Annotated in this window: 19 protein-coding genes; 13 read left to right on the forward strand and 6 right to left on the reverse strand. The window is 33.4% G+C overall.

All coding sequences use genetic code 11. From position 1 onward, the window contains the following. Nucleotides 1-505: 505 nt before the first annotated feature. Nucleotides 506-1,855 (forward strand): IS110 family transposase, encoded by a 1,350-nt coding sequence (locus ACPF9A_RS08515; RefSeq protein ID WP_423997572.1) that lies wholly within the window; start codon nucleotides 506-508, stop codon nucleotides 1,853-1,855. Nucleotides 1,856-1,858: 3 nt separating this feature from the next. Here the strand turns inward: ACPF9A_RS08515 and ACPF9A_RS08520 are convergent, their stop codons facing one another. Beyond that, entirely contained in the window at nucleotides 1,859-2,449 is a 591-nt protein-coding gene (locus tag ACPF9A_RS08520) for a hypothetical protein (RefSeq protein WP_424003506.1), read from the reverse strand. After that, nucleotides 2,446-2,832 (reverse strand): hypothetical protein, encoded by a 387-nt coding sequence (locus ACPF9A_RS08525; protein ID WP_424003508.1) that lies wholly within the window; start codon nucleotides 2,830-2,832, stop codon nucleotides 2,446-2,448. Before ACPF9A_RS08525 ends, ACPF9A_RS08520 begins: the two co-directional genes overlap by 4 nt. A 263-nt stretch (nucleotides 2,833-3,095) precedes the next feature. Here ACPF9A_RS08525 and ACPF9A_RS08530 point away from each other — a divergent pair, with 263 nt between their 5' ends. Beyond that, complete coding sequence (locus ACPF9A_RS08530) at nucleotides 3,096-4,205, forward strand: IS110 family transposase (protein WP_424003510.1); 1,110 nt, start codon at nucleotides 3,096-3,098, stop codon at nucleotides 4,203-4,205. 31 nt (nucleotides 4,206-4,236) lie between these two features. Here ACPF9A_RS08530 and istB read toward each other — a convergent pair whose 3' ends face one another. Further along, the gene (gene istB, locus ACPF9A_RS08535; RefSeq protein ID WP_424003512.1) at nucleotides 4,237-4,968 is read right to left on the reverse strand and encodes an IS21-like element helper ATPase IstB; all 732 of its coding nucleotides are present in this window, start codon (nucleotides 4,966-4,968) and stop codon (nucleotides 4,237-4,239) included. A gap of 24 nt (nucleotides 4,969-4,992) precedes the next feature. Beyond that, entirely contained in the window at nucleotides 4,993-6,537 is a 1,545-nt protein-coding gene (istA, locus tag ACPF9A_RS08540) for an IS21 family transposase (RefSeq protein WP_424003514.1), read from the reverse strand. Between the two features lie 80 nt (nucleotides 6,538-6,617). On the opposite strand from istA, the gene ACPF9A_RS08545 reads away from it, so the two are divergent. From ACPF9A_RS08545 to ACPF9A_RS08565, 5 genes are all read left to right on the forward strand, one after another. Further along, nucleotides 6,618-7,826, forward strand: coding sequence for a hypothetical protein (locus tag ACPF9A_RS08545; RefSeq protein WP_424003516.1), 1,209 nt, complete (start codon nucleotides 6,618-6,620; stop codon nucleotides 7,824-7,826). Between the two features lie 18 nt (nucleotides 7,827-7,844). Beyond that, nucleotides 7,845-9,113 carry a hypothetical protein gene (locus ACPF9A_RS08550; protein ID WP_424003518.1) on the forward strand — a complete coding sequence of 423 codons (1,269 nt, stop codon included), beginning with the start codon at nucleotides 7,845-7,847 and terminating at the stop codon, nucleotides 9,111-9,113. 262 nt (nucleotides 9,114-9,375) lie between these two features. Further along, entirely contained in the window at nucleotides 9,376-9,633 is a 258-nt protein-coding gene (locus ACPF9A_RS08555; protein WP_116772269.1) for a type II toxin-antitoxin system HicA family toxin, read from the forward strand. Then, nucleotides 9,618-9,971 carry a type II toxin-antitoxin system HicB family antitoxin gene (locus ACPF9A_RS08560; RefSeq protein WP_424003520.1) on the forward strand — a complete coding sequence of 118 codons (354 nt, stop codon included), beginning with the start codon at nucleotides 9,618-9,620 and terminating at the stop codon, nucleotides 9,969-9,971. Before ACPF9A_RS08555 ends, ACPF9A_RS08560 begins: the two co-directional genes overlap by 16 nt. Nucleotides 9,972-10,102: 131 nt before the next feature. Next, nucleotides 10,103-11,695: a carboxypeptidase-like regulatory domain-containing protein gene (locus tag ACPF9A_RS08565; RefSeq protein ID WP_424003522.1), complete on the forward strand. Its 1,593-nt coding sequence runs from the start codon at nucleotides 10,103-10,105 to the stop codon at nucleotides 11,693-11,695. Between the two features lie 188 nt (nucleotides 11,696-11,883). Here the strand turns inward: ACPF9A_RS08565 and ACPF9A_RS08570 are convergent, their stop codons facing one another. After that, a complete protein-coding gene (locus tag ACPF9A_RS08570) occupies nucleotides 11,884-12,033 on the reverse strand; it encodes a hypothetical protein (RefSeq protein ID WP_424003524.1) in 150 nt (49 codons plus the stop codon). Nucleotides 12,034-12,314: 281 nt separating this feature from the next. Here ACPF9A_RS08570 and ACPF9A_RS08575 point away from each other — a divergent pair, with 281 nt between their 5' ends. From ACPF9A_RS08575 to ACPF9A_RS08590, 4 genes are all read left to right on the forward strand, one after another. Beyond that, nucleotides 12,315-12,638 (forward strand): hypothetical protein, encoded by a 324-nt coding sequence (locus tag ACPF9A_RS08575; protein WP_424003526.1) that lies wholly within the window; start codon nucleotides 12,315-12,317, stop codon nucleotides 12,636-12,638. 39 nt (nucleotides 12,639-12,677) lie between these two features. Then, entirely contained in the window at nucleotides 12,678-12,929 is a 252-nt protein-coding gene (locus ACPF9A_RS08580; RefSeq protein WP_424003528.1) for a hypothetical protein, read from the forward strand. 253 nt (nucleotides 12,930-13,182) lie between these two features. Continuing rightward, entirely contained in the window at nucleotides 13,183-13,980 is a 798-nt protein-coding gene (locus ACPF9A_RS08585; RefSeq protein WP_424003530.1) for a DUF6597 domain-containing transcriptional factor, read from the forward strand. Between the two features lie 73 nt (nucleotides 13,981-14,053). Continuing rightward, nucleotides 14,054-15,004, forward strand: a complete 951-nt coding sequence (locus tag ACPF9A_RS08590) for a nitrilase family protein (protein WP_424003532.1) — start codon at nucleotides 14,054-14,056, stop codon at nucleotides 15,002-15,004. A 633-nt stretch (nucleotides 15,005-15,637) separates the two neighbouring features. Here the strand turns inward: ACPF9A_RS08590 and ACPF9A_RS08595 are convergent. Further along, a complete protein-coding gene (locus tag ACPF9A_RS08595) occupies nucleotides 15,638-16,270 on the reverse strand; it encodes a hypothetical protein (RefSeq protein ID WP_424003534.1) in 633 nt (210 codons plus the stop codon). A 347-nt stretch (nucleotides 16,271-16,617) separates the two neighbouring features. On the opposite strand from ACPF9A_RS08595, the gene ACPF9A_RS08600 reads away from it, so the two are divergent. Both ACPF9A_RS08600 and ACPF9A_RS08605 read left to right on the forward strand, forming a co-directional pair. After that, nucleotides 16,618-17,001 (forward strand): OB-fold protein, encoded by a 384-nt coding sequence (locus ACPF9A_RS08600; RefSeq protein WP_424003536.1) that lies wholly within the window; start codon nucleotides 16,618-16,620, stop codon nucleotides 16,999-17,001. A 104-nt stretch (nucleotides 17,002-17,105) separates the two neighbouring features. Further along, entirely contained in the window at nucleotides 17,106-17,912 is an 807-nt protein-coding gene (locus ACPF9A_RS08605) for a DUF5777 family beta-barrel protein (RefSeq protein ID WP_424003538.1), read from the forward strand. Nucleotides 17,913-18,317: the final 405 nt, after the last annotated feature.

Consider the following 18,317-nt stretch of genomic DNA (forward strand, 5'->3'; position numbering starts at 1 on the left):
AGCTTATTGTTTAGTTTTATTTTTTTTGTTCAAAGCTAAATCCATAAGATTTAGCGACATTATAAATATACACAGACCTTTCGGTTTTGCCTTAAAGTCCGCATTACGTTTAGGTTGTGTTAGCAAATGTTTTTTAGGTGTTGAATTATTGAAGAGTTTATTTTGTTACTATATTTTTTATTTTTCTTATGATTAACATATACTTTTCCGTTATTCATTATTCCCCACATCAGAATCCGATTAATTCCTCGAGCTAACGAATCGCAAAATCCTATCTTTTTTTTATTTTTATATAGGCTCACTACAAGGTCGATTTTTCAACTGGTGTTACCTTTTGGGTAAACTCGGTCAACATTCTGATTGAAGTACTATCATTCTTGCCTTTAGGTTGAGTTTGATGTGATAATTCCAGTGGTACTGCATCTTATGCAAGTCCGATCGAGATATTTTAGAATTTATACAGTACTTCTTTTGAGCCATTTTTATAAACCTAAATAATTTTGGTATGAACAAAAAAATGGAACTGGACATCATCAATCTTCACTGTGCTGGAATTGATGTGGGAAGTAGAAGTCACTTTGTCGCCATTGGACAAGACCTCAGTGATGTAAAAGAATTTGGAGTGTATGCAGAAGACCTTCAGGACATCTGTAATTGGCTTTTAGGGAATGGCATCAACTCTGTTGCTATGGAATCTACTGGAAGTTACTGGCAGAACTTATATGCTGAACTCGCTAAAAATGGATTTGACATTATTCTTGCCAATGGAAAATTTACTAAAAATGCCAAAGGCAAAAAAACTGACGTAAAAGATGCACGATGGATACAAAAACTACACGCTCTTGGACTATTGAGTAGTAGCTTTTTACCAGATGAAACTACGGAAATCCTAAGAACCTATTGCAGACAAAGAACAAACTGGTTACAATTAGCTGCCGAAGCTTCCAACAAAATGCAGAAGTACCTAAAACTACTTAATATGCGTTTAGACGTAGTAGTAAAGGATGTATGTGGGCTTACCGGGCTGAAAATTATTGAAGACATCTGCAAAGGAAATTTAGACCCAAATTCTTTAGCGAAACACAGGCACTATAATTGTCGAAAATCAGAAGAAGAAATTGCCAAGGCTCTAAAAGGCAATAACAGACAGGACTTTCTTTTTGGACTCAAACAAGAATTTGAAAGCTACCAATTTTATCAAAAGAAAATAGCAGATTGTGATAAACAAATTGACAGGTTCCTTAAAAAACAAATCAATCTTGACCCGATTAAAAAAAAACTAAAAACCAAAGCAAAACCTTATAAGCGCATAAATAAAAATGCCCCAAAAATTGAGTTAAACCAATTGGCTTTTCAATATTTTGGAGGCATAGACCTAATGCAAATAGAAGGTCTAAGCCACGCAACAGTACTCACTATAATTAGCGAAATTGGTTCTGAAGGATTTAATAAATTCCCTACTGCAAAACATTTCACCTCTTGGATGCGACTTGCACCGAATAATAAAATATCTGGAGGAAAAGTATTAAGTCATCGCACACCAAAAGGAAGTAATCGAATAAAAACAGCACTCAGGCAAGCTGCAAATGCAATCGGAAATCTAAAAGACACTCATTTATCCAATTTCTTTAGAAAAATCGCTTTCAAAAAAGGAAGACAAGTAGCCGTGAGTGCAACCGCTAGAAAACTGGCTGTTATCATTTGGAATATGGTCACAAAAAAACAAGCCTATCAACCACCTACTGACTATTTATTCCTAGATCAAAAAAGAAAAATGGGACTCGTCAAAAGAATTAAAAAACAAATCAATAAATTTGACATAAAACCAGAAGATCTCGATTTTTCAACATCCTGATTTTCAATAACTAAATTTGACGTTAGTCGAGATTAACAATACAAAATTCAAGTCATCCTTGTTAGAATAGTTAAGAACTATATCGTTGTTATCATTTATCGCTTTGTGAAGAAGTATTGGCTTAAACTTTTTGTATGAACCTTTTTCAACATTTAATTCTTTTTTTAGCTCAAATAAGTTCGGATTAATTGATGTCTTAAAATCTCCCAGCTTATGGTAAGATGAAAGGTCTATTTTGTCAATGTTTTTTGTTAAAGAATTTTCTTGTTTATGTGTTTTAATTTGATGAAAAATAAATGAAACAGCTCCTATTAACAACATTAAAAACCAATAGTTTGGGAAAATTCTACGGTCAGAGAGGAACAAAATAATTACGAATATTATTAGCCCATAAAGTATAGAGAGTAAATATTTTTTGTTTGTAAAAAAAGTAAATATCATTGTCGAAGCGAACATAAATCCGACAGCGATAATTTCTACAGTATTCCTTGTTACGTTAATCTCATATCGTAGTTCACTTAAAATAATTTTAGTAATAAATATTATTATAGAAAATACTACAAAGTCACGTATTATTAAACCAATTTTATTCATTTGTCTTTTTCTAAAGTAATTGTAAACCTACCAATTGTAGCAAAATCCTGTAGTAAAAGCATTTTGTTATTTGTTAAATTCAGAATAATAAATTCTTTAGGATTATTACTTAAAGTTAATTTATTGATTTCAGGTTTTAGTTCCCAATTCGCATTGGTTATTTTTCCCGTTCTTTTTGACAGAATCTCTAAGGTATTATCTACTTTAAAGGTATATTTATTGAGCATTTCGTCTGCTTTTTTTATTTCTAATAGAGATGAATTTGGTTTACTAGACTCGTAATTGGTAATAGTCCATGTCCCTTGTAAATTGTCCTTACTAATTTCCGTTCTACAGCTAGAGAGTATTATTAAAAAAATAAAAACTAAGTATTTGTTCTTCATAATTTATTGATGGTTTTAAATATTTGCTAACGATTTAGCTATGAACAGTATGGGAGTAAACTAGCGATTACTTCCAGCCACACACATAGCAAAATCTTTTTGTTTTGTTTTTTCTTTTCCAGTGTTAAAGCAAAATCTAAAAATTTTGCGGACTTTATAAAAATACACAAACCTTTCGATTAAGCCTGAATCCCATATTGTTTATAGCATCGATGAAAAAGCAGCAAGTCGAGTATCTTTAAAGTTCTCTAAAACAATAAGATATGAACACTCAACAAACTGCTTGCCCGAAGTTATACATTGGTATCGATATTCACAAACGAAGTTGGAAAGTACATTGTGCAACAGATCTGTTCGCCGGTAAGTCTTTCAGTATGTCGCCCGACCCAAAGCAATTACATAGTTATGTTTCAAAACATTTCAAGAAGTATGAAGTTACCGTAGCTTATGAAGCTGGTTGTTGCGGTTACCACGCTCATCGTTGTTTTGAGGGTTACGGTTGGCGAAGTCTGGTAGTCAATACAGCAGACATTCATAGAAAGGGCAAAGAGAAACATACCAAGACCGATAAGATAGATGCGCAGTTGATAGCGAGAGAGTTGAAGGATAACCGATTGCAGAGTATCATAGTGCCGGACAGGAAACGTGAAGAACTTCGTAGTCTGTTCAGACGCAGAAATGACCTTGTAAAGGATTTCAGAAGGGTCAAGAGCTATATAAAGATGCAATTGTTGTATTTCGGAATCAGGGAACCTGAAGAGTTCGACAATGACCATTGGAGCCATAAGTACAGAAATTGGTTGGATGATATCATTTTCGAGTACCCAACGGCGAAGGCCACATTAGAGAGTAGAATGCGTTTCTTCCGTTTTGTGGACCAAGAGCTTCGCGATGTGTCCACACAGCTAAGAAGGTACTGTAAAGTGAATTATAAGAAGGATTATCTATTACTGAGAAGTATACCTGGTATCGGAGGTATCGTGGCCTGTGGCATATTATGTGAACTGGGGGATTTAAGACGTTTCAACAACATTAAACATTTGGCAGGTTACGTAGGTCTGGCACCAAGTATGTATCAAAGCGGAAACAGTCAAAGGACAATGGGAATGACCCCACGTGCAAACCGCTTATTGAGAAGTTATTTTGTAGAGGCATCTTGGCAAGCGATACGTGCAGACCCCGTAATGCAGGCCTACTATCGTAAACATCAAGGCAAGAACGTAAAAAGTATCATTGTCAAAGTAGCTAGAAAGCTACTAAGTAGAACCTTGGCGGTAATTAAAACAGAAGTTCCATATACCATTGGGGTCATTGTGGATGAGCCGGTCAAAGTGAACCACGTGCGCCGGATGAAAGTGAGCATAGCAAACTAAGTGCTCAAAATCGATTCCATTGTGGTTAAATTTACTGTTTATTTTTTAGTTTTTTACGCATTGATTCTCCTTTGATATTGATTCTGTGAGCTGTGTGTACCAGTCTATCTAATATCGCATCCGCAATAGTCTGTTCACCTATAATTTCATGCCATGCCTCTACGGGTAGCTGAGAAGCTATTATAGTTGACTTTTTTCCATGTCTGTCTTCTATGATTTCCATAAAGGAGTGTCTATTGATGTTGTCCAAGCCTTTTAAGCCAAAGTCGTCAAGTATGAGCAGGTCTTGCTTTTCTAGTCTGTTTATTTGCTTTACATAAGATCCATCTGCTTTTGATGTTTTGAGCATGGTAAATAGTTTGGTGGTATTGAAGTACATGACCTTATATCCCAAGGAACAAGCTTGGTGGCCTATGGCAGAAGCCATATAACTTTTACCTGCACCAGTACTTCCTGTTATGAGTATGTTTTCTTTCTGCTTTATAAAGTCGCAACTGGCAAAACGGTTTATCTGGTTTTTGTCGATATTACGATCCAGGCCATAATCAATATTCTCCATAACAGCACTATACCTAAAACGAGCGGTTTTAGTCAAGCGTTCTATCTTTCTGTTCTGCCTATCATCCCATTCAGACTGCATTAGATAAGCGATTAGCTCATCATTGGTGTAATCGATGCTCTGTGGTGATAAACTGGTATCAAAGGCTCTGAGCATTCCATGTAGCATTAATTGTTTCATCTGCTCTAACGTTTGTGTATTCATATTTGTGGTTTTAATGTTTCTGTTCTATTTGTAATAATGACCTCCCCTGATGTTGTCATGATCGGGCATGTCGATTTCTTGTTCGATGTTCTCATCTAAAGCGTCCCATCCGTTTTTGAGAATGCGTTCGATGATATTGTAGTTATACGCACCATAGTCCATAGCTCTTTTACAGGCGTTGTCCAATCGAACATTGCCGACTTTTTTCGTTAAGTGAAGTACACCCAAACATGATTTATAGGATTGCTCGGGGTGTTGTTTTTTGTCTAGTATTTTGATGATGTACTCCTTGCAATTTGTTCCGATATGGCCTGCCCATGTAATGAACTTCTCCGAACTCCATTCACTTATAAACTGATGATGCGAAGGCATATGTTCCTTGATGGTCGTATAGGCGTATTTCTTCCTTTCCCTCGGGTGCGCCGCCAAGCGTTCGAGTTTATAGAATATTTCCACTAAGCTATCAGAGTAGATGATTTTAATGCGTTTTCCTATATGTTGGTAGGGCACGCTATAGTAATGTTTATCCTTACTGAAATAGATGTGGCTATTCTTATGTATGGTTCCCTTGGCATAGGATTTGATTTCATACCTTTTCAAGGGCAAAGGCTTTAATTCTTGCTTTTCCACTTCCTTGAACAAGGAATACCGAGAATACTCCCTTCCTCTGAAAGACATCTTGTTATGGCTATCCAAGAGCTCTAGTATGGCCTTGTTGATATTGGGGATACTATGGAATGTTTGATGCCGTAACGGGGCAAATACCCGCGTATAAATGATACGCACGGCATTCTCAACAATAGCTTTATCTCTTGGTTTATATGCTCTGGTTGGTAGTACCGCTGTTTCATAGTACTCAGCAAAGTCGGCAAAGGTATCGTTGACCTTTGGTTCATAACGACTACTCTTGGTAACTGCTGCCCTAAGATTATCGGGTACCAGCGCAGCGGGAACACCACCATAGAACCAAAGTGCATTTTCTATGCTACGTATAAAATCTTCTTTCTTTTGGCTCGCACTAGCTTCAACATAAGTATATTGGCTACTACCAAGTACACATACGAATACTTCCAAGTTTTGCAACTCGCCCGTATCACGGTCTACAATGGTAAGTTTTTTGCCTGTATAATCAATAAATAGTTTATCTCCTGCTTTATGGGTAAGGTGCATCACGGGAGATACTTCTTTGGTCCATTCGTTGTACCAATACTTAAATTGTGATACCTTAAAACCATCGGGATGTTTTACATAGTATTCCTCCCAAAGCAACTGCCTGGTCACACCTGTTTTACGTAACTCCTTATCAAAATAAGGAAAGTATTTCTCAAGGGTCAACAACTGCTGGCTCTTAGGCTTTTGGTCCGATTTGAAGAGCTTATCCAGCTCTTCTAAAGTCATCGCCGATACTTCATAACCGGTAAGCTGATACCGCTTAAAAAAAGAAATATACTTGGTAATGGTATTGCGCGATAGTCCTAGTCTTGAGCTTATCTGACGTTTGCTTACGCCAGCGCTGTAGAGCTTAAAAATCTGTTTTACTTTTCGCATATCTATTTGTTTATTGGCCATCGTCTTTTTAACAAAAAAAGACCTTTGACTTTTTACAAATAGAATCGACTTTTTTAGTGGTTCACTTTCATCCGGCGAAGGTGGCTCACTTTGACCCGGCAAGGGTGGTTCACTTTAATCCGGCGAGAGTGGTATACTATGACCGATTTTTGCATTTTGAAGATAAAGATTTAAAAATCTCGATGCCCTATGGATATTCTGGCTTAATGCTTTTAGAGTCCAAATATTTTGATAAGCAAGTCAATAATGAACGTAATGATTTTGATATTTTTCCTGTAAAAACTGATTTAGTTTCAACTATATCTTGGGAAATGATTAATAATGAGCTGAAAAAAGTAATAAGTAAAATTGTTTCAAAAGGGATTCCAGAGACTAAAAAAATCAATAGAAAAAAGATTAAAGAAATACAAGAAGAGCGTCCTTACTTAGTAAATTATATAGATCCTCAGGATATTGAAATGGCAGGGTATCTTGATAAAAGACAAATAATTGATAAAGCCAAAAAGAAGTTTGATGTAGCTAAGGAAAAAGTCTTAAATAATAGTAACAAGGAAAATTTTACAGATAAGGAATTGAATGATGCAATACAGCTAGCCCAAAACGAACTTGTTTCATATATAAATGACAGAGTAATTATTATAGAGAAACTTAAAAAGTTAGTCAATAAGAGTGAGCAAGTAGAATCTATTATTCACAACTTGTTTATGACTAAATATACCAAGGATGATTATTACAGTATTGGTAAAAATAACTTATGGTTATTAGATGATAGATTTACAACTTACAGTTATGCTGCTAGTGACAAACGCATTCAGGAAGTTCTAACCGATATTAATGAATCATACCAAGATGTCGACATTGTCAATGATAAACCAGACCTTTCATTATTTTTCTCTCATAACCCTAATAATCCAGAGAGACTTAAATCAGTAATTCTTGAAATAAAACCTTTTGATTTTAAATCAAAATCAGATAGAAAAAAATACCACGGAATCACTCAACTTATTGACTATGTAAAAGCATTTAAAGATAAGGAGAAAATTCAAGAAGTATCAGGATACTTAATCACTGATATAGACGAAAAGCTGGCGGACAGATTACTTGGAGACGATTATACACCATTATTTTCAACTGAATCGCCAATTTATCATAGGCACTATGACAAATTGGGTATATCAATATTTGTTATAAGTGCAAAAACATTGATTTATGATGCGGAAGCTCGTAATAAAGTTTTCTTAGACATCATTAGGAAGCAAAATCGCCTTACCAATTTATTAGAAAATTAAAATAAAGACTTAGTTTCAATGATATCGAAAGAGGTAATAGAGCAGTTCAAAACTAACATTAGATTTAAAGAAATTTGCATAAGTCAACTGTCTAGATATTACGAATGGGATTTTGACCAAATAAATGAATTTAAGGACATCATAAACTATGAAGATATGATGTTTATGAAAAATGACAAAGTAGTTTGGTCACTAGAACTCATAGAAAGCTTAAAGGATAAAATGGATTGGGGAAGTTTATGGAAAACAAGTGGATTAGAATTGAACCTTGCATTTTTTAAGCAATATGAAAATTATATGGATTTTACATTTATTCATCATCACAAAAATATAGATTGGTCAAACCAACTTTTAGACACTTATAAAGATAAATGGGATTGGAAAGGACTAAGCCACAAATCTATTGTTACTAGCCCAAGGAATCTAGATAAATATGGTCATTTGTTGGATTGGGATAGATTTTCGGCTAATAATCATCTGACATTGGATGAAGTTATAATTGATCAATATTTAATTAAATGGAACTGGAATAAATTAAGTGCTAACAAAAACCTTAAACTTGAACAAAAAGGAATTAAAAAATATAAAGATCACCTATGTTTTAAAGGTTTAAGCCGAAATGAATCTATGATGCCATTTATTTTAGCTTATCCAAATGATTATGAATGGAATTGGCATTATTTTGTGCAAAATAAAGCTATTGTATTTGGGGATAAATTGATTGAGTTTTTAACTAAAAAATTTATATCAGACCACCCAGCATTCAAAAGACAGTCACAAGACTGGCAAGTAAATACGGCAAAAGGAAGACTTGTATGGGCTGTAATAAGTAACTTTTATTTTGATAGAGAAATTTGGCTTTCAAAATCCTATTGTAGAAATCCTCCTTGGCAACAACTTATCCAAAGAAAACCAGAAATATTGACAATTCAGGAAATTGAAGATCACATAAATTTGGAAGATTTTGACAAAGCCCTTCCCTATAGATTAGTTCAAAAATTATCCAAGGAATACATTAAAAATAACACAAAAAACTTATTAAAATTTAGATGGAGTATTTTTAGATATGGGCTAATAGATAAAGAGTTTGTTGAACAAAATGCGATTGATAAAGATTGGTTTCAACTTGCTTTTAATGAATCATTCGATTGGGATATAGACTTTTTAAGACTTAACCTAGATAAGTTTGAATCAAATTATGGTCTTAGTCAAAACAAGCGGTTATTTGATTTAATATTTAGTGAAGCAACAAAAGAAGATATATATTCATTATTAAGAACATATTAAATTTAAATTTTATCTCTATGCTTAAACCACCTCACAATATTTTGGACAAAACAATAGGAGACAATTATTCAACCCTTCGAATACGATATTAATGACAGGCAACTCTTTACAGATCGCACCTTCTGTAAAGAGTTACTCAAATAACAATATGGATATATTACATATTCATGGATACGGTCATGATTTAGTACACCTTGTCGGCAAGCTTATGATTATTTTTTAGTAACTATTATTTAGTTACAAAAAATTTGTATATTTGAACATGAGTAAAATCGAAAAATTGATTTTAAAGTTCAAGAGTGACCCAAAAGATTTGACTTGGGAAGAACTAATAAAGATCTTAGCGCATTTTGGTTTTACTGAAAACACCAAAAAAGGTAAAACCGGGGGTTCTCGTGTAAAGTTTATAAACGACAATAAGGACATCGTTAATTTGCATAGACCACACCCAGGGAATATTATTAAGCCTTATTTAATAAAACAAATCATTAATAAATTAAAGTCATGGCAGATTATTTAAAACACAAAAATTATTTTGGTTCTGTTGAATTTAGTGCTGAGGATGCTGTTTTATACGGCAAAATTATTGGGATTAATGACTTGGTAACTTTTGAGGCCAATTCAGTTGAAGAACTACAACAAGCCTTTATCGATTCTGTCGATGATTATTTAGAAACATGTATGGAGGTTGGAAAAGAACCGAACAAGTTTTTTAAAGGAGCATTTAATGTTCGAACCTCACGAAGCGTTCACAGGTATTTGGCAGTCATAGCGGAAAAGAAACAAATGAAGCTCAATGAAGTTGTTAATAAAGCTTTTGATTTTTTAATTAAAAATGAAGATGAAGTTCTCAACTAAACTTTAGATTATTGATATTTAAGGACAAAATCGTAAAGTTCAAATAAAGGATTGTATTTACGCGCTACCTAAAATCCCATCGAACATGAATTAATATGAGATGTATAATGAACCGATAAAACACCCTTAATTTGTCCAAAAAAAAATCCACATTACTAGTTTTATTACTAATTCCGCTTCTATTCTTTGGGCAGAAAAAGGATTTTATCGAGGGCATACTTCTTGATTTGAAAACGAAGGAACCTGTCGTATTTGCCACTATCAAACTGCGAGATAACGCCAAGGGTGTAATTTCAAACCTTAATGGGGGATTTAAAATCCCAAAAGAATATCAAACACAAGGGAATTACCTGGAGATTTCAAGCATGGGTTATGAAACTAAGGTCATTGAAACAGCATTACTGAAAGTTGATAGCACTAATATTATTAATATGAGACCTGCGACTTTCCAGTTGAATGAAGTAGTCCTGAAGTCGGGAAGTTTAAAACGTCTAACAGCAAAACAAATTATTAGAAAGGCACTTGATAGAATACCTGAAAATTATCCAATAGATTCTTTTAGTCTAATTGGATATTATCGCGATTACCAAATACAAAAAAATAAATACCTGAATTTTAATGAAGCAATCGTTCAAATTTATGATAAAGGCTTTCAAAGCGATCATTTCAAAGAAACAGAATATAGCTTACTTTCTTATGTGAAAAACGATGACTTCAAGATTGATTCTTTTGCGGCCAAACCATACGATTACATGACGAAAGACAAATTTGTACCCAATGTTTTATTGTTAAGTAGGTACCGTGGAAACGAATTGGTAAATTTATGCATACATAATGCGATAAGAAACTACGATAAACAAGGATATTCATTTATAGGAGTGTTCAATAAGGACTTTATTGGTGCACACCGATTCTCTTCTGTAGAAAACACTTATTATGACGGCGAGCCTGTGTATAAAATAGGGATTAAAAAAAAGTTAAATCCTTTTACTGTAAAGGGTGATATTTATATTGACAAAGATGATTACGCCATTCGTAAGTTAGTCTATTCCCTTTATGGAAAACGTCCTAAGAACAGTCTATATCCAGTTGATTTGGTAGGCACGAAAGACAACAATGAATTGCTTTATGAGGTTTTAGTAGAATATTCAAAAGTCAATGGCCGAATGTATCTTAATTATATTTCATTACATAATAAATTCGTTCTTAGACGTCATCCTGTGTTTAAAATTGAGAATTTATTATTAAACATTGAAGAAGGTATTATAGAAGTTGAGTTAAATTCCGAAGGCGCCAATTATGAAGAGTTAGAGCTTGCTGATTTTGAATTGAAATTTAATGGCCAAGATTTACAAATTGAAAAACTGGTTGATGCCTTTGACAATAAGATAATTTTAAAGCTTAGTTCTGGCAAAGCTCAAATATCATTGAGAAAAAATTTATTTTCAACAGTTAGTGACCCGAAACAACTAAGATTTTTGCTTCGAATTCAAAATTTGCGAGATGAGTATGGTAATACACTCGAAGAACCGAACTATGAAAATTTACATCAATTCAGAGAGTTCTTTACTCAAACAACTATAACACAACCGAATATTAATTCTATTGAAAAAGACTTAATGCAAAAAAGAAAGCCTTTAAATCATGTCGACCAGCCAATTAGTAAATTGAGTAATATGAACGAATACTGGATGAATACACCCTTACAGATAATACGAGAATAACTAAGGTTTTTTAGTCTCAAAGAAGTTCGAATAAACGATGGGTTAGGACACTATGTCGCAATTCGTAAAGTATAAATTAAGGATTCTTAAAACGTGTTGTATTTAAGCAGGAACCAGGTTATAAAAACAAAAAAGGGCTTGGATCTCTCCAAGCCCTTACTCAAGTAGGTATGTTCGTGTTATATGTTTTAGTTCAAAGCTTCTTGGGTAGAAACTTGAGCTTGTGTATGTAATGCTATTTCAGTATTTTGTATGTTGCTATTTTCTATATTATAGTAACTTAATACAGCTATAACGAAACTTGTAAAATATAGTAAACTCTTAGTCTTAGGGTTCATAACAATTTGTGTTTTTATTCTCTAACAAATGTACAAGTGAAAGGCACGAGAAAAACCCACTTGTTGTCAAGTGAGGCTTTTATGATGTCAAAATGATGAAAAGTGTTGAATAGCGTTTTTGTTCATCGGAGTTATATACTTTTTATCGATAGTGCTGTTTTTGTGCTAGTTTTAAAGGGTTGTTAATTCATATTATAAATAAGAAATATCAGATTTGAAAATAGTACATTTAACAGACGAGTAAGGACGCCTTGTCGTAATTTTTAAAGTTCAAATAAAGGATGAAAAAATTGACTATTATAAGGTTTTTGACTATTTCAACAGTTCTATACTTTGTTTTGAACATAATTGTGTATTATCGATGGGAGTATCGAAATAACAAAATTGAAAAGGAATTATTACAAAAATATGATACCAACGGTGACGGTTCATTTTCGATGGAAGAATCTAATCCAGAACTTAATGAGAGCCAAAGAGAATTAAGTAGGGATACCGCTAGGGGACTTGCCCCATTTACACTGATTCCAATATCACTTATATTTGGTCTTATTGTAACGCTGATTTATAATTTTTTGGCAAAAAGTAAAAAAACACTAATGTATTAAAGTTCAAATAAAGGATAGAGAAACGAAACTAATTTACCAATGGAGGAAAATAAGCTAACGGACTTAAGTATAGAGGAATTGCATAAGAAAAGAAAGAACTTACAAGGGGCTATCTTTGTTTTTATCCCCATAATCATCGGGCTTTTATATTTCCAAATACGAAATTATTTAAATGATAATGAGATTGACTGGGCAATGCTAACAATTGTGATATGTACCTTAGGAGGTCCTGTGACTCTTTACCCAGAATTAAAGAAAATAAAGGATGAAATTGCGAATCGTTCCAAGTAAAAGTTCAATAAAACGATAGCTTATTACCTCTAATTAAAGCAAAAACTCACTTCTACAATAATCAATAATTTTTATAAATTTTAGTTCCGTAAAAAGTGAATTACCGGAACTACTAAAAAGAACGACAAATGGAACTGGAAATCAATCTACTTTCATTTCATTCCGTTAGTTCCCTGAATCTGCCGTTTTATAGGACAGTTGTAATTCTAAAAATTAATTTAATTTTACTGATATATTTTTATCAGGTCATTAAATGCAAATTACACCGTCTCCATTTTTATCCAATCACATCAAGCACTATCTTGTTTTGGACATAGAATCTGATATACAGAAAAACTTTAGGCACTTCTCAAATGGTCATAACGGAATTGTTTTCACAATTAAAAAAACAAACTTCAAGGTTTCAAGTACTAATTCCATATTACCTAATAATTATGTTTTTGGGCAAATTTTAAAAAATCAAGATTTTATAATCGAAGGTGATTTGTCCATTGTAATTGTGTTGTTCCAACCTTTTGGGCTCTATAGGTTTACTAGGATACCTTCAAATCAACTCCGGGGCAAAATTGTGGATGCAAGTCTAATTTTCGACAACGAGGTATTTGAATTGAACGAAAGGTTAAGAAGTGAATGCACCATAGATGCAATTGTAGAAAATTTGAATTTATTTTTTTTGAATAGGTTAAATAAGAATGAGGACTCTTTAGCGCCATTTCTTCAAAATACAGTCCAACATGTGCTAATTAAAAAAGGTATAGTGTCAGTAAAGCAACTTAGCCTCTACGCTTGCACAAGCGAAAGAAACTTACAAAGAACTTTTGCTGTTCAAATAGGGATTTCTCCAAAAAAATTTATTCAAATCGTTAAACTTCATTCCTTCTTGGGGCTTATGAGCAGAAAATCAAGCCCCGACCTTTTAACAGGAATCAGTCTTCAGGCAGGCTTCTACGATCAAGCTCATCTAATCAGGGAATTCAAAGAACTTACGGGTCTAACACCATCGGCTTATAAGAACACTGTACCTCTTGCCGTAAATCTCATTACATTTTAATAAATATTTTGTCGGGTTTATACAATTCTTGTTTTTGCCTACACGATATTTTTGTTTATAAATTATATTTTATATGGAGGAAATAAATATCGCTGTCGCACAGTTTCAGCCAAAAGATGGTGACAAAACATATAATCTTTCCGTAATCCGTAAACTAACCGAAAGGGCTAAGGCAAAAGGTGCGGACGTAATTAGTTTTCATGAGATGTCGATTACTGCTTATACATTCACAAAGGATTTAGGCCTTGAAGAGATTATTGGTTTAGCAGAGGAAATACCCAAAGGAAAGAGCACTCAAGAATTGATTAGTATTTCCCAAGAATTCGATATTCCGATTTTAGCCGGTCTTGTGGAAAAGGAGAACGGTAAAATTTTCAACACCTATATCTGCGTTACTAAGGACGGCATAGTAACAAAATATAGAAAACTTCATCCTTTCATAAGCAGACATATGTCCGCAGGACAAGAATATTGCGTTTTTGAACTGCTTGGTTGGAAATGCGGAATCCTTATTTGTTACGATAACAATGTAATCGAAAACGTTAGGGCCACAAGTATTCTAGGTGCGGAACTTATTTTTGCACCTCATGTAACCGGATGCACTCCTTCGGCAATGCCGGGCAGGGGTTATGTAGAAGATAGATTCTGGCAAAACCGACAAACGGACCCCGTTTCCTTGAGGTTGGAATTCGACGGCCCAAAAGGTAGGCGTTGGCTTATGCGCTGGCTTCCTGCCAGAGCCTATGACAATGGGGTCTACTATGCTTTTACCAACCCCATAGGCTATGATGGAGAACATCTTAAAAATGGTAATTCAATGATTATCGATCCTTATGGAGAAATTTTGTCTGAAATAAGGTCTTTTGAGGATAACATAACCATTTCAAAAATCACAAAAGAAAAAATACAGCTATCAGGCGGCTGGAGATACAAAAATGCCAGGAAGCCCGAACTTTATAAGACGATAATCGGAGCAGAACATAAATCGAATACGACACCAGTCTGGATGCAAAAGAAGGTTTAAATTTGTCGACCAATAATCTTTGTTCCGTAAAAAGAACATTTTATGAAACTCTCATATTCGATACTTATCTTTATATTGAAAATATGAAAGTTTAAATAAAGGATGATTAACTAATGAAAATCTATATAACACCAAATACAGTCGGAAGGTATGGAGGATCATTAAATGATAATCTAAGGTATTTAGATAGATTTATTCAATCTGAATTAGATTTAGCTGGATCTCAATCTTCATTCGAAGAATTATGGTTAAGACTAAGCTACCCTCCAATGTATATTTTGCCAGGAATAGTAGGAATGGAAGTTTACTTTAAAAAACATCACGACAGAACTAATTCTATAATTATAACTTGTTAACTTACAGTATTTTAAGGATGCTTTTACAAATGATTAACCGAACTCGAAACTCGATCAAAAATAGCACATTTAGAAGTAAATCTAAGCAATTATTCAATACCAAAAATCACTAATTCATATAATCTTGCCATGTAATCAAAACGTATTTTTCTTTTCCGTTGTCGTTCTTAGTCAAAAACCCATACTCGCATACAAACAGATATACATCTCCTTTTTTGTTCTTCCAATAGTGTGTAAAAAATATTCTACAAAAACATAAACTGCCTTTAAAACAAAACTAATCTGTTGATTCCGCACTTACAATAACCCATTTTTTTAAACTTTCATCAATTTCAGACGAAAGTTCTAGAGTTAGCGAACGAGACATATAAATACCGGCCGCAGAACTTACACTCCCTGCTGCAAGGCAAAGGTTAGCATTTTCCTCTGGATTGAACTCTCCGTTTTCAGCATTGTAAACGAACTTCTGATTAGGCGATTCTGTATCACTTTCAACAAGGCTTAAACTCGCACCTTCAAGAACACCTTCCGACATTTCTACGCAGAAACCAATAAATTCTACTGAGCAAATTTGAAGGGTTTCTTCATTGTATGTAAACTGAACATCACCACCACTTGGTTTACAAGAATGGGTATGCAGTACTTCATTAAATCCATTGCCTCGAGTGTCAATACACCATCCAAGTTGGTCTTGTTCATCTAAATTATCCTCAAGATGAATTAGTGGTGTTGGAGTTTGAATAATTGGGGCTACCGATTCCGTATCCTCAGATTCCATTATGGTAATAGGCTCCTCTTCTTGACTAGAACCACAGCTTGAGATAAAAGTTAGAATAATTACTGCGAACAAACGCATCTCTATTTTAAGGTAAATATTGATTGCTTTTACCTTTTGTATAATTTCTTTCATATGATTAATTTTTGTCAATTATAGTGCTAGGACTACGCTTTAGTCAAATGGTTTAATCAAGGGTTCAAAATAAAGATGAAATAAAATTCAATTAGACCATTAGAGACTTAGTAATATCCAATCATGCGTATATTCTTAATAATTTTCCTTTATATAATGTTATTCTTTTCAATAAGACTTTTTGTGTTTAAAATACCGTAACATACCTCTAAATATGATGGGTAATTTATTATCAATACCCTTTAAATAAGTTTAAAAAATCAAGTGTTTATGATTTTTTCCTAAAAGGCCTTAAACCTTTTTTCATTTATATAGTCTAAAGACTGTTGTTCAAAAACCTAAGGTACATGCGTAAATTCATCATACTACTAATTTTTATCATTTTAGTTCTATTTCTAAGCTACAATTATGTGTTTCAAAATCATAGAGATATTCAAACAGAACAAACTGATTTTAAACTTACTTCAAGAACACTTAAGGCTAGCTTTTTAAATAGTACAGCTCAATCTGAAGCGAAATTTTTAAATAAAACAATAGAAATTTCTGGAAGTATTACAGAATTAAACAAGGAAGACATAACCTTAGATAATTCGGTATTCTGTTCATTCCAAAAAGCCATTGCTAACCCTTCAATAATGCTTAAATCTAGAACGAAAGTTAAAGGAAGGGTAATTGGTTTTGATGATTTATTGGAACAGGTGAAACTGGACCAATGTACAATTATTGAATAATTATGCCACTTGCTATTAAACCTTTTGACCGAAATAAAGTCATAATTTAAATTAAATTAACCATGAAACTACTTCTGCCCATCATTTTTTGCTTTTCAATTTATATGCAAGCACAAGATGATTTATTAAATGAAATAGATACAGATTCCACTGGTACAGCATACGCTTCAGCGGCTTTTAAAGGTCTGAAAATAGTAAATTTTGAATCGACAAAATTAGCAGGTAATAATGAGCTAAAACTCATAGTTTCTCACAGGTTTGGTAGTATTAAAAATGGTATTGACACTTTTTTCGGTCTAGATAATGCGGTAACGCGCTTAAATTTTGTGTATGGCATCACTGATGCTATAAATATTGGTGTATCAAGAAGTTCATTCCTTAAAGTTTATGATGTTACAACCAAGTATAGGCTTGTTAGACAAAAAAAAAGTGGTTCCCCTTTTACAATTGTGGGTTTCAATGCTGTTCTAATAAATACAAGCTTGGAAAAAGAAAATTTTCCTCTTCTTGAATTTATTGACAAACTGGGATATACCATGCAATTTTTAATATCAAGAAAAATTAATCAAGATTTTACCTTAGAATTAGCTCCTACATTTTTTCACGATAATTATGTTGTAATCAATGAGCAAAACAATTCTCAATTTGCACTTGGTTTGGGTGGGCGCCATAAACTTGGCAAACGGTGGTCTATCAACGCTGATTACGGTTTACACCTCAATAGAGCCAGCAATTCACCATTCAAAAACCCATTATCAATAGGTTTTGATTTAGAGACAGGAGGTCACGTATTTCAGCTCCATTTTTCTAATGCACAAGCAATGAATACTAATGGTTTTTTAGGGCAAGCTGACGGAGATTGGTCTATTGGAGACATTTATTTTGGATTTAATCTAAGCAGAACCTTTTAATATAAAAATGAAACTATTTAAAAAATGAAAACTATGAAATTTAAAAAAATTATTTATTTATTTGCTATTTCTGTTTTAATAACTAGTAGCTGCTCAAACAATAGTAATGATGACCTTGTTGAACTGGAAGATTAACAAGAACTAACGGCAATTACCTATAATGGTACTGTTGCAACTATAATAAGCAATAATTGTACAAATTGTCATGGAAGCCCAACAAGAAATGGAGCACCTACATCATATACGACCTACACCCAAGTAAGTAATGATATTAATGATATTATTAGTCGTATTAATGATGTTTCTGATCCTATGCCAACAAGTGGACTCATGTCACAATCATTAAGAGACCAAATACAGCAATGGTTAGATGAAGGATTATTAGAAAACTAAATTTATGATTTT

Source organism: Maribacter sp. IgM3_T14_3 (assembly GCF_049603095.1).
Taxonomy (GTDB): domain Bacteria; phylum Bacteroidota; class Bacteroidia; order Flavobacteriales; family Flavobacteriaceae; genus Maribacter.

Coding starts and splice junctions, on each gene's coding strand:
- ACPF9A_RS08515 (WP_423997572.1), top strand. CDS start 506: ATGAACAAAAAAATGGAACTGGACATCATCAATCTTCACTGTGCTGGA.
- ACPF9A_RS08520 (WP_424003506.1), bottom strand. CDS start 2,449: ATGAATAAAATTGGTTTAATAATACGTGACTTTGTAGTATTTTCTATA.
- ACPF9A_RS08525 (WP_424003508.1), bottom strand. CDS start 2,832: ATGAAGAACAAATACTTAGTTTTTATTTTTTTAATAATACTCTCTAGC.
- ACPF9A_RS08530 (WP_424003510.1), top strand. CDS start 3,096: ATGAACACTCAACAAACTGCTTGCCCGAAGTTATACATTGGTATCGAT.
- istB (WP_424003512.1), bottom strand. CDS start 4,968: ATGAATACACAAACGTTAGAGCAGATGAAACAATTAATGCTACATGGA.
- istA (WP_424003514.1), bottom strand. CDS start 6,537: ATGGCCAATAAACAAATAGATATGCGAAAAGTAAAACAGATTTTTAAG.
- ACPF9A_RS08550 (WP_424003518.1), top strand. CDS start 7,845: ATGATATCGAAAGAGGTAATAGAGCAGTTCAAAACTAACATTAGATTT.
- ACPF9A_RS08555 (WP_116772269.1), top strand. CDS start 9,376: ATGAGTAAAATCGAAAAATTGATTTTAAAGTTCAAGAGTGACCCAAAA.
- ACPF9A_RS08560 (WP_424003520.1), top strand. CDS start 9,618: ATGGCAGATTATTTAAAACACAAAAATTATTTTGGTTCTGTTGAATTT.
- ACPF9A_RS08570 (WP_424003524.1), bottom strand. CDS start 12,033: ATGAACCCTAAGACTAAGAGTTTACTATATTTTACAAGTTTCGTTATA.
- ACPF9A_RS08575 (WP_424003526.1), top strand. CDS start 12,315: ATGAAAAAATTGACTATTATAAGGTTTTTGACTATTTCAACAGTTCTA.
- ACPF9A_RS08580 (WP_424003528.1), top strand. CDS start 12,678: ATGGAGGAAAATAAGCTAACGGACTTAAGTATAGAGGAATTGCATAAG.
- ACPF9A_RS08585 (WP_424003530.1), top strand. CDS start 13,183: ATGCAAATTACACCGTCTCCATTTTTATCCAATCACATCAAGCACTAT.
- ACPF9A_RS08590 (WP_424003532.1), top strand. CDS start 14,054: ATGGAGGAAATAAATATCGCTGTCGCACAGTTTCAGCCAAAAGATGGT.
- ACPF9A_RS08595 (WP_424003534.1), bottom strand. CDS start 16,270: ATGAAAGAAATTATACAAAAGGTAAAAGCAATCAATATTTACCTTAAA.
- ACPF9A_RS08600 (WP_424003536.1), top strand. CDS start 16,618: ATGCGTAAATTCATCATACTACTAATTTTTATCATTTTAGTTCTATTT.
- ACPF9A_RS08605 (WP_424003538.1), top strand. CDS start 17,106: ATGCAAGCACAAGATGATTTATTAAATGAAATAGATACAGATTCCACT.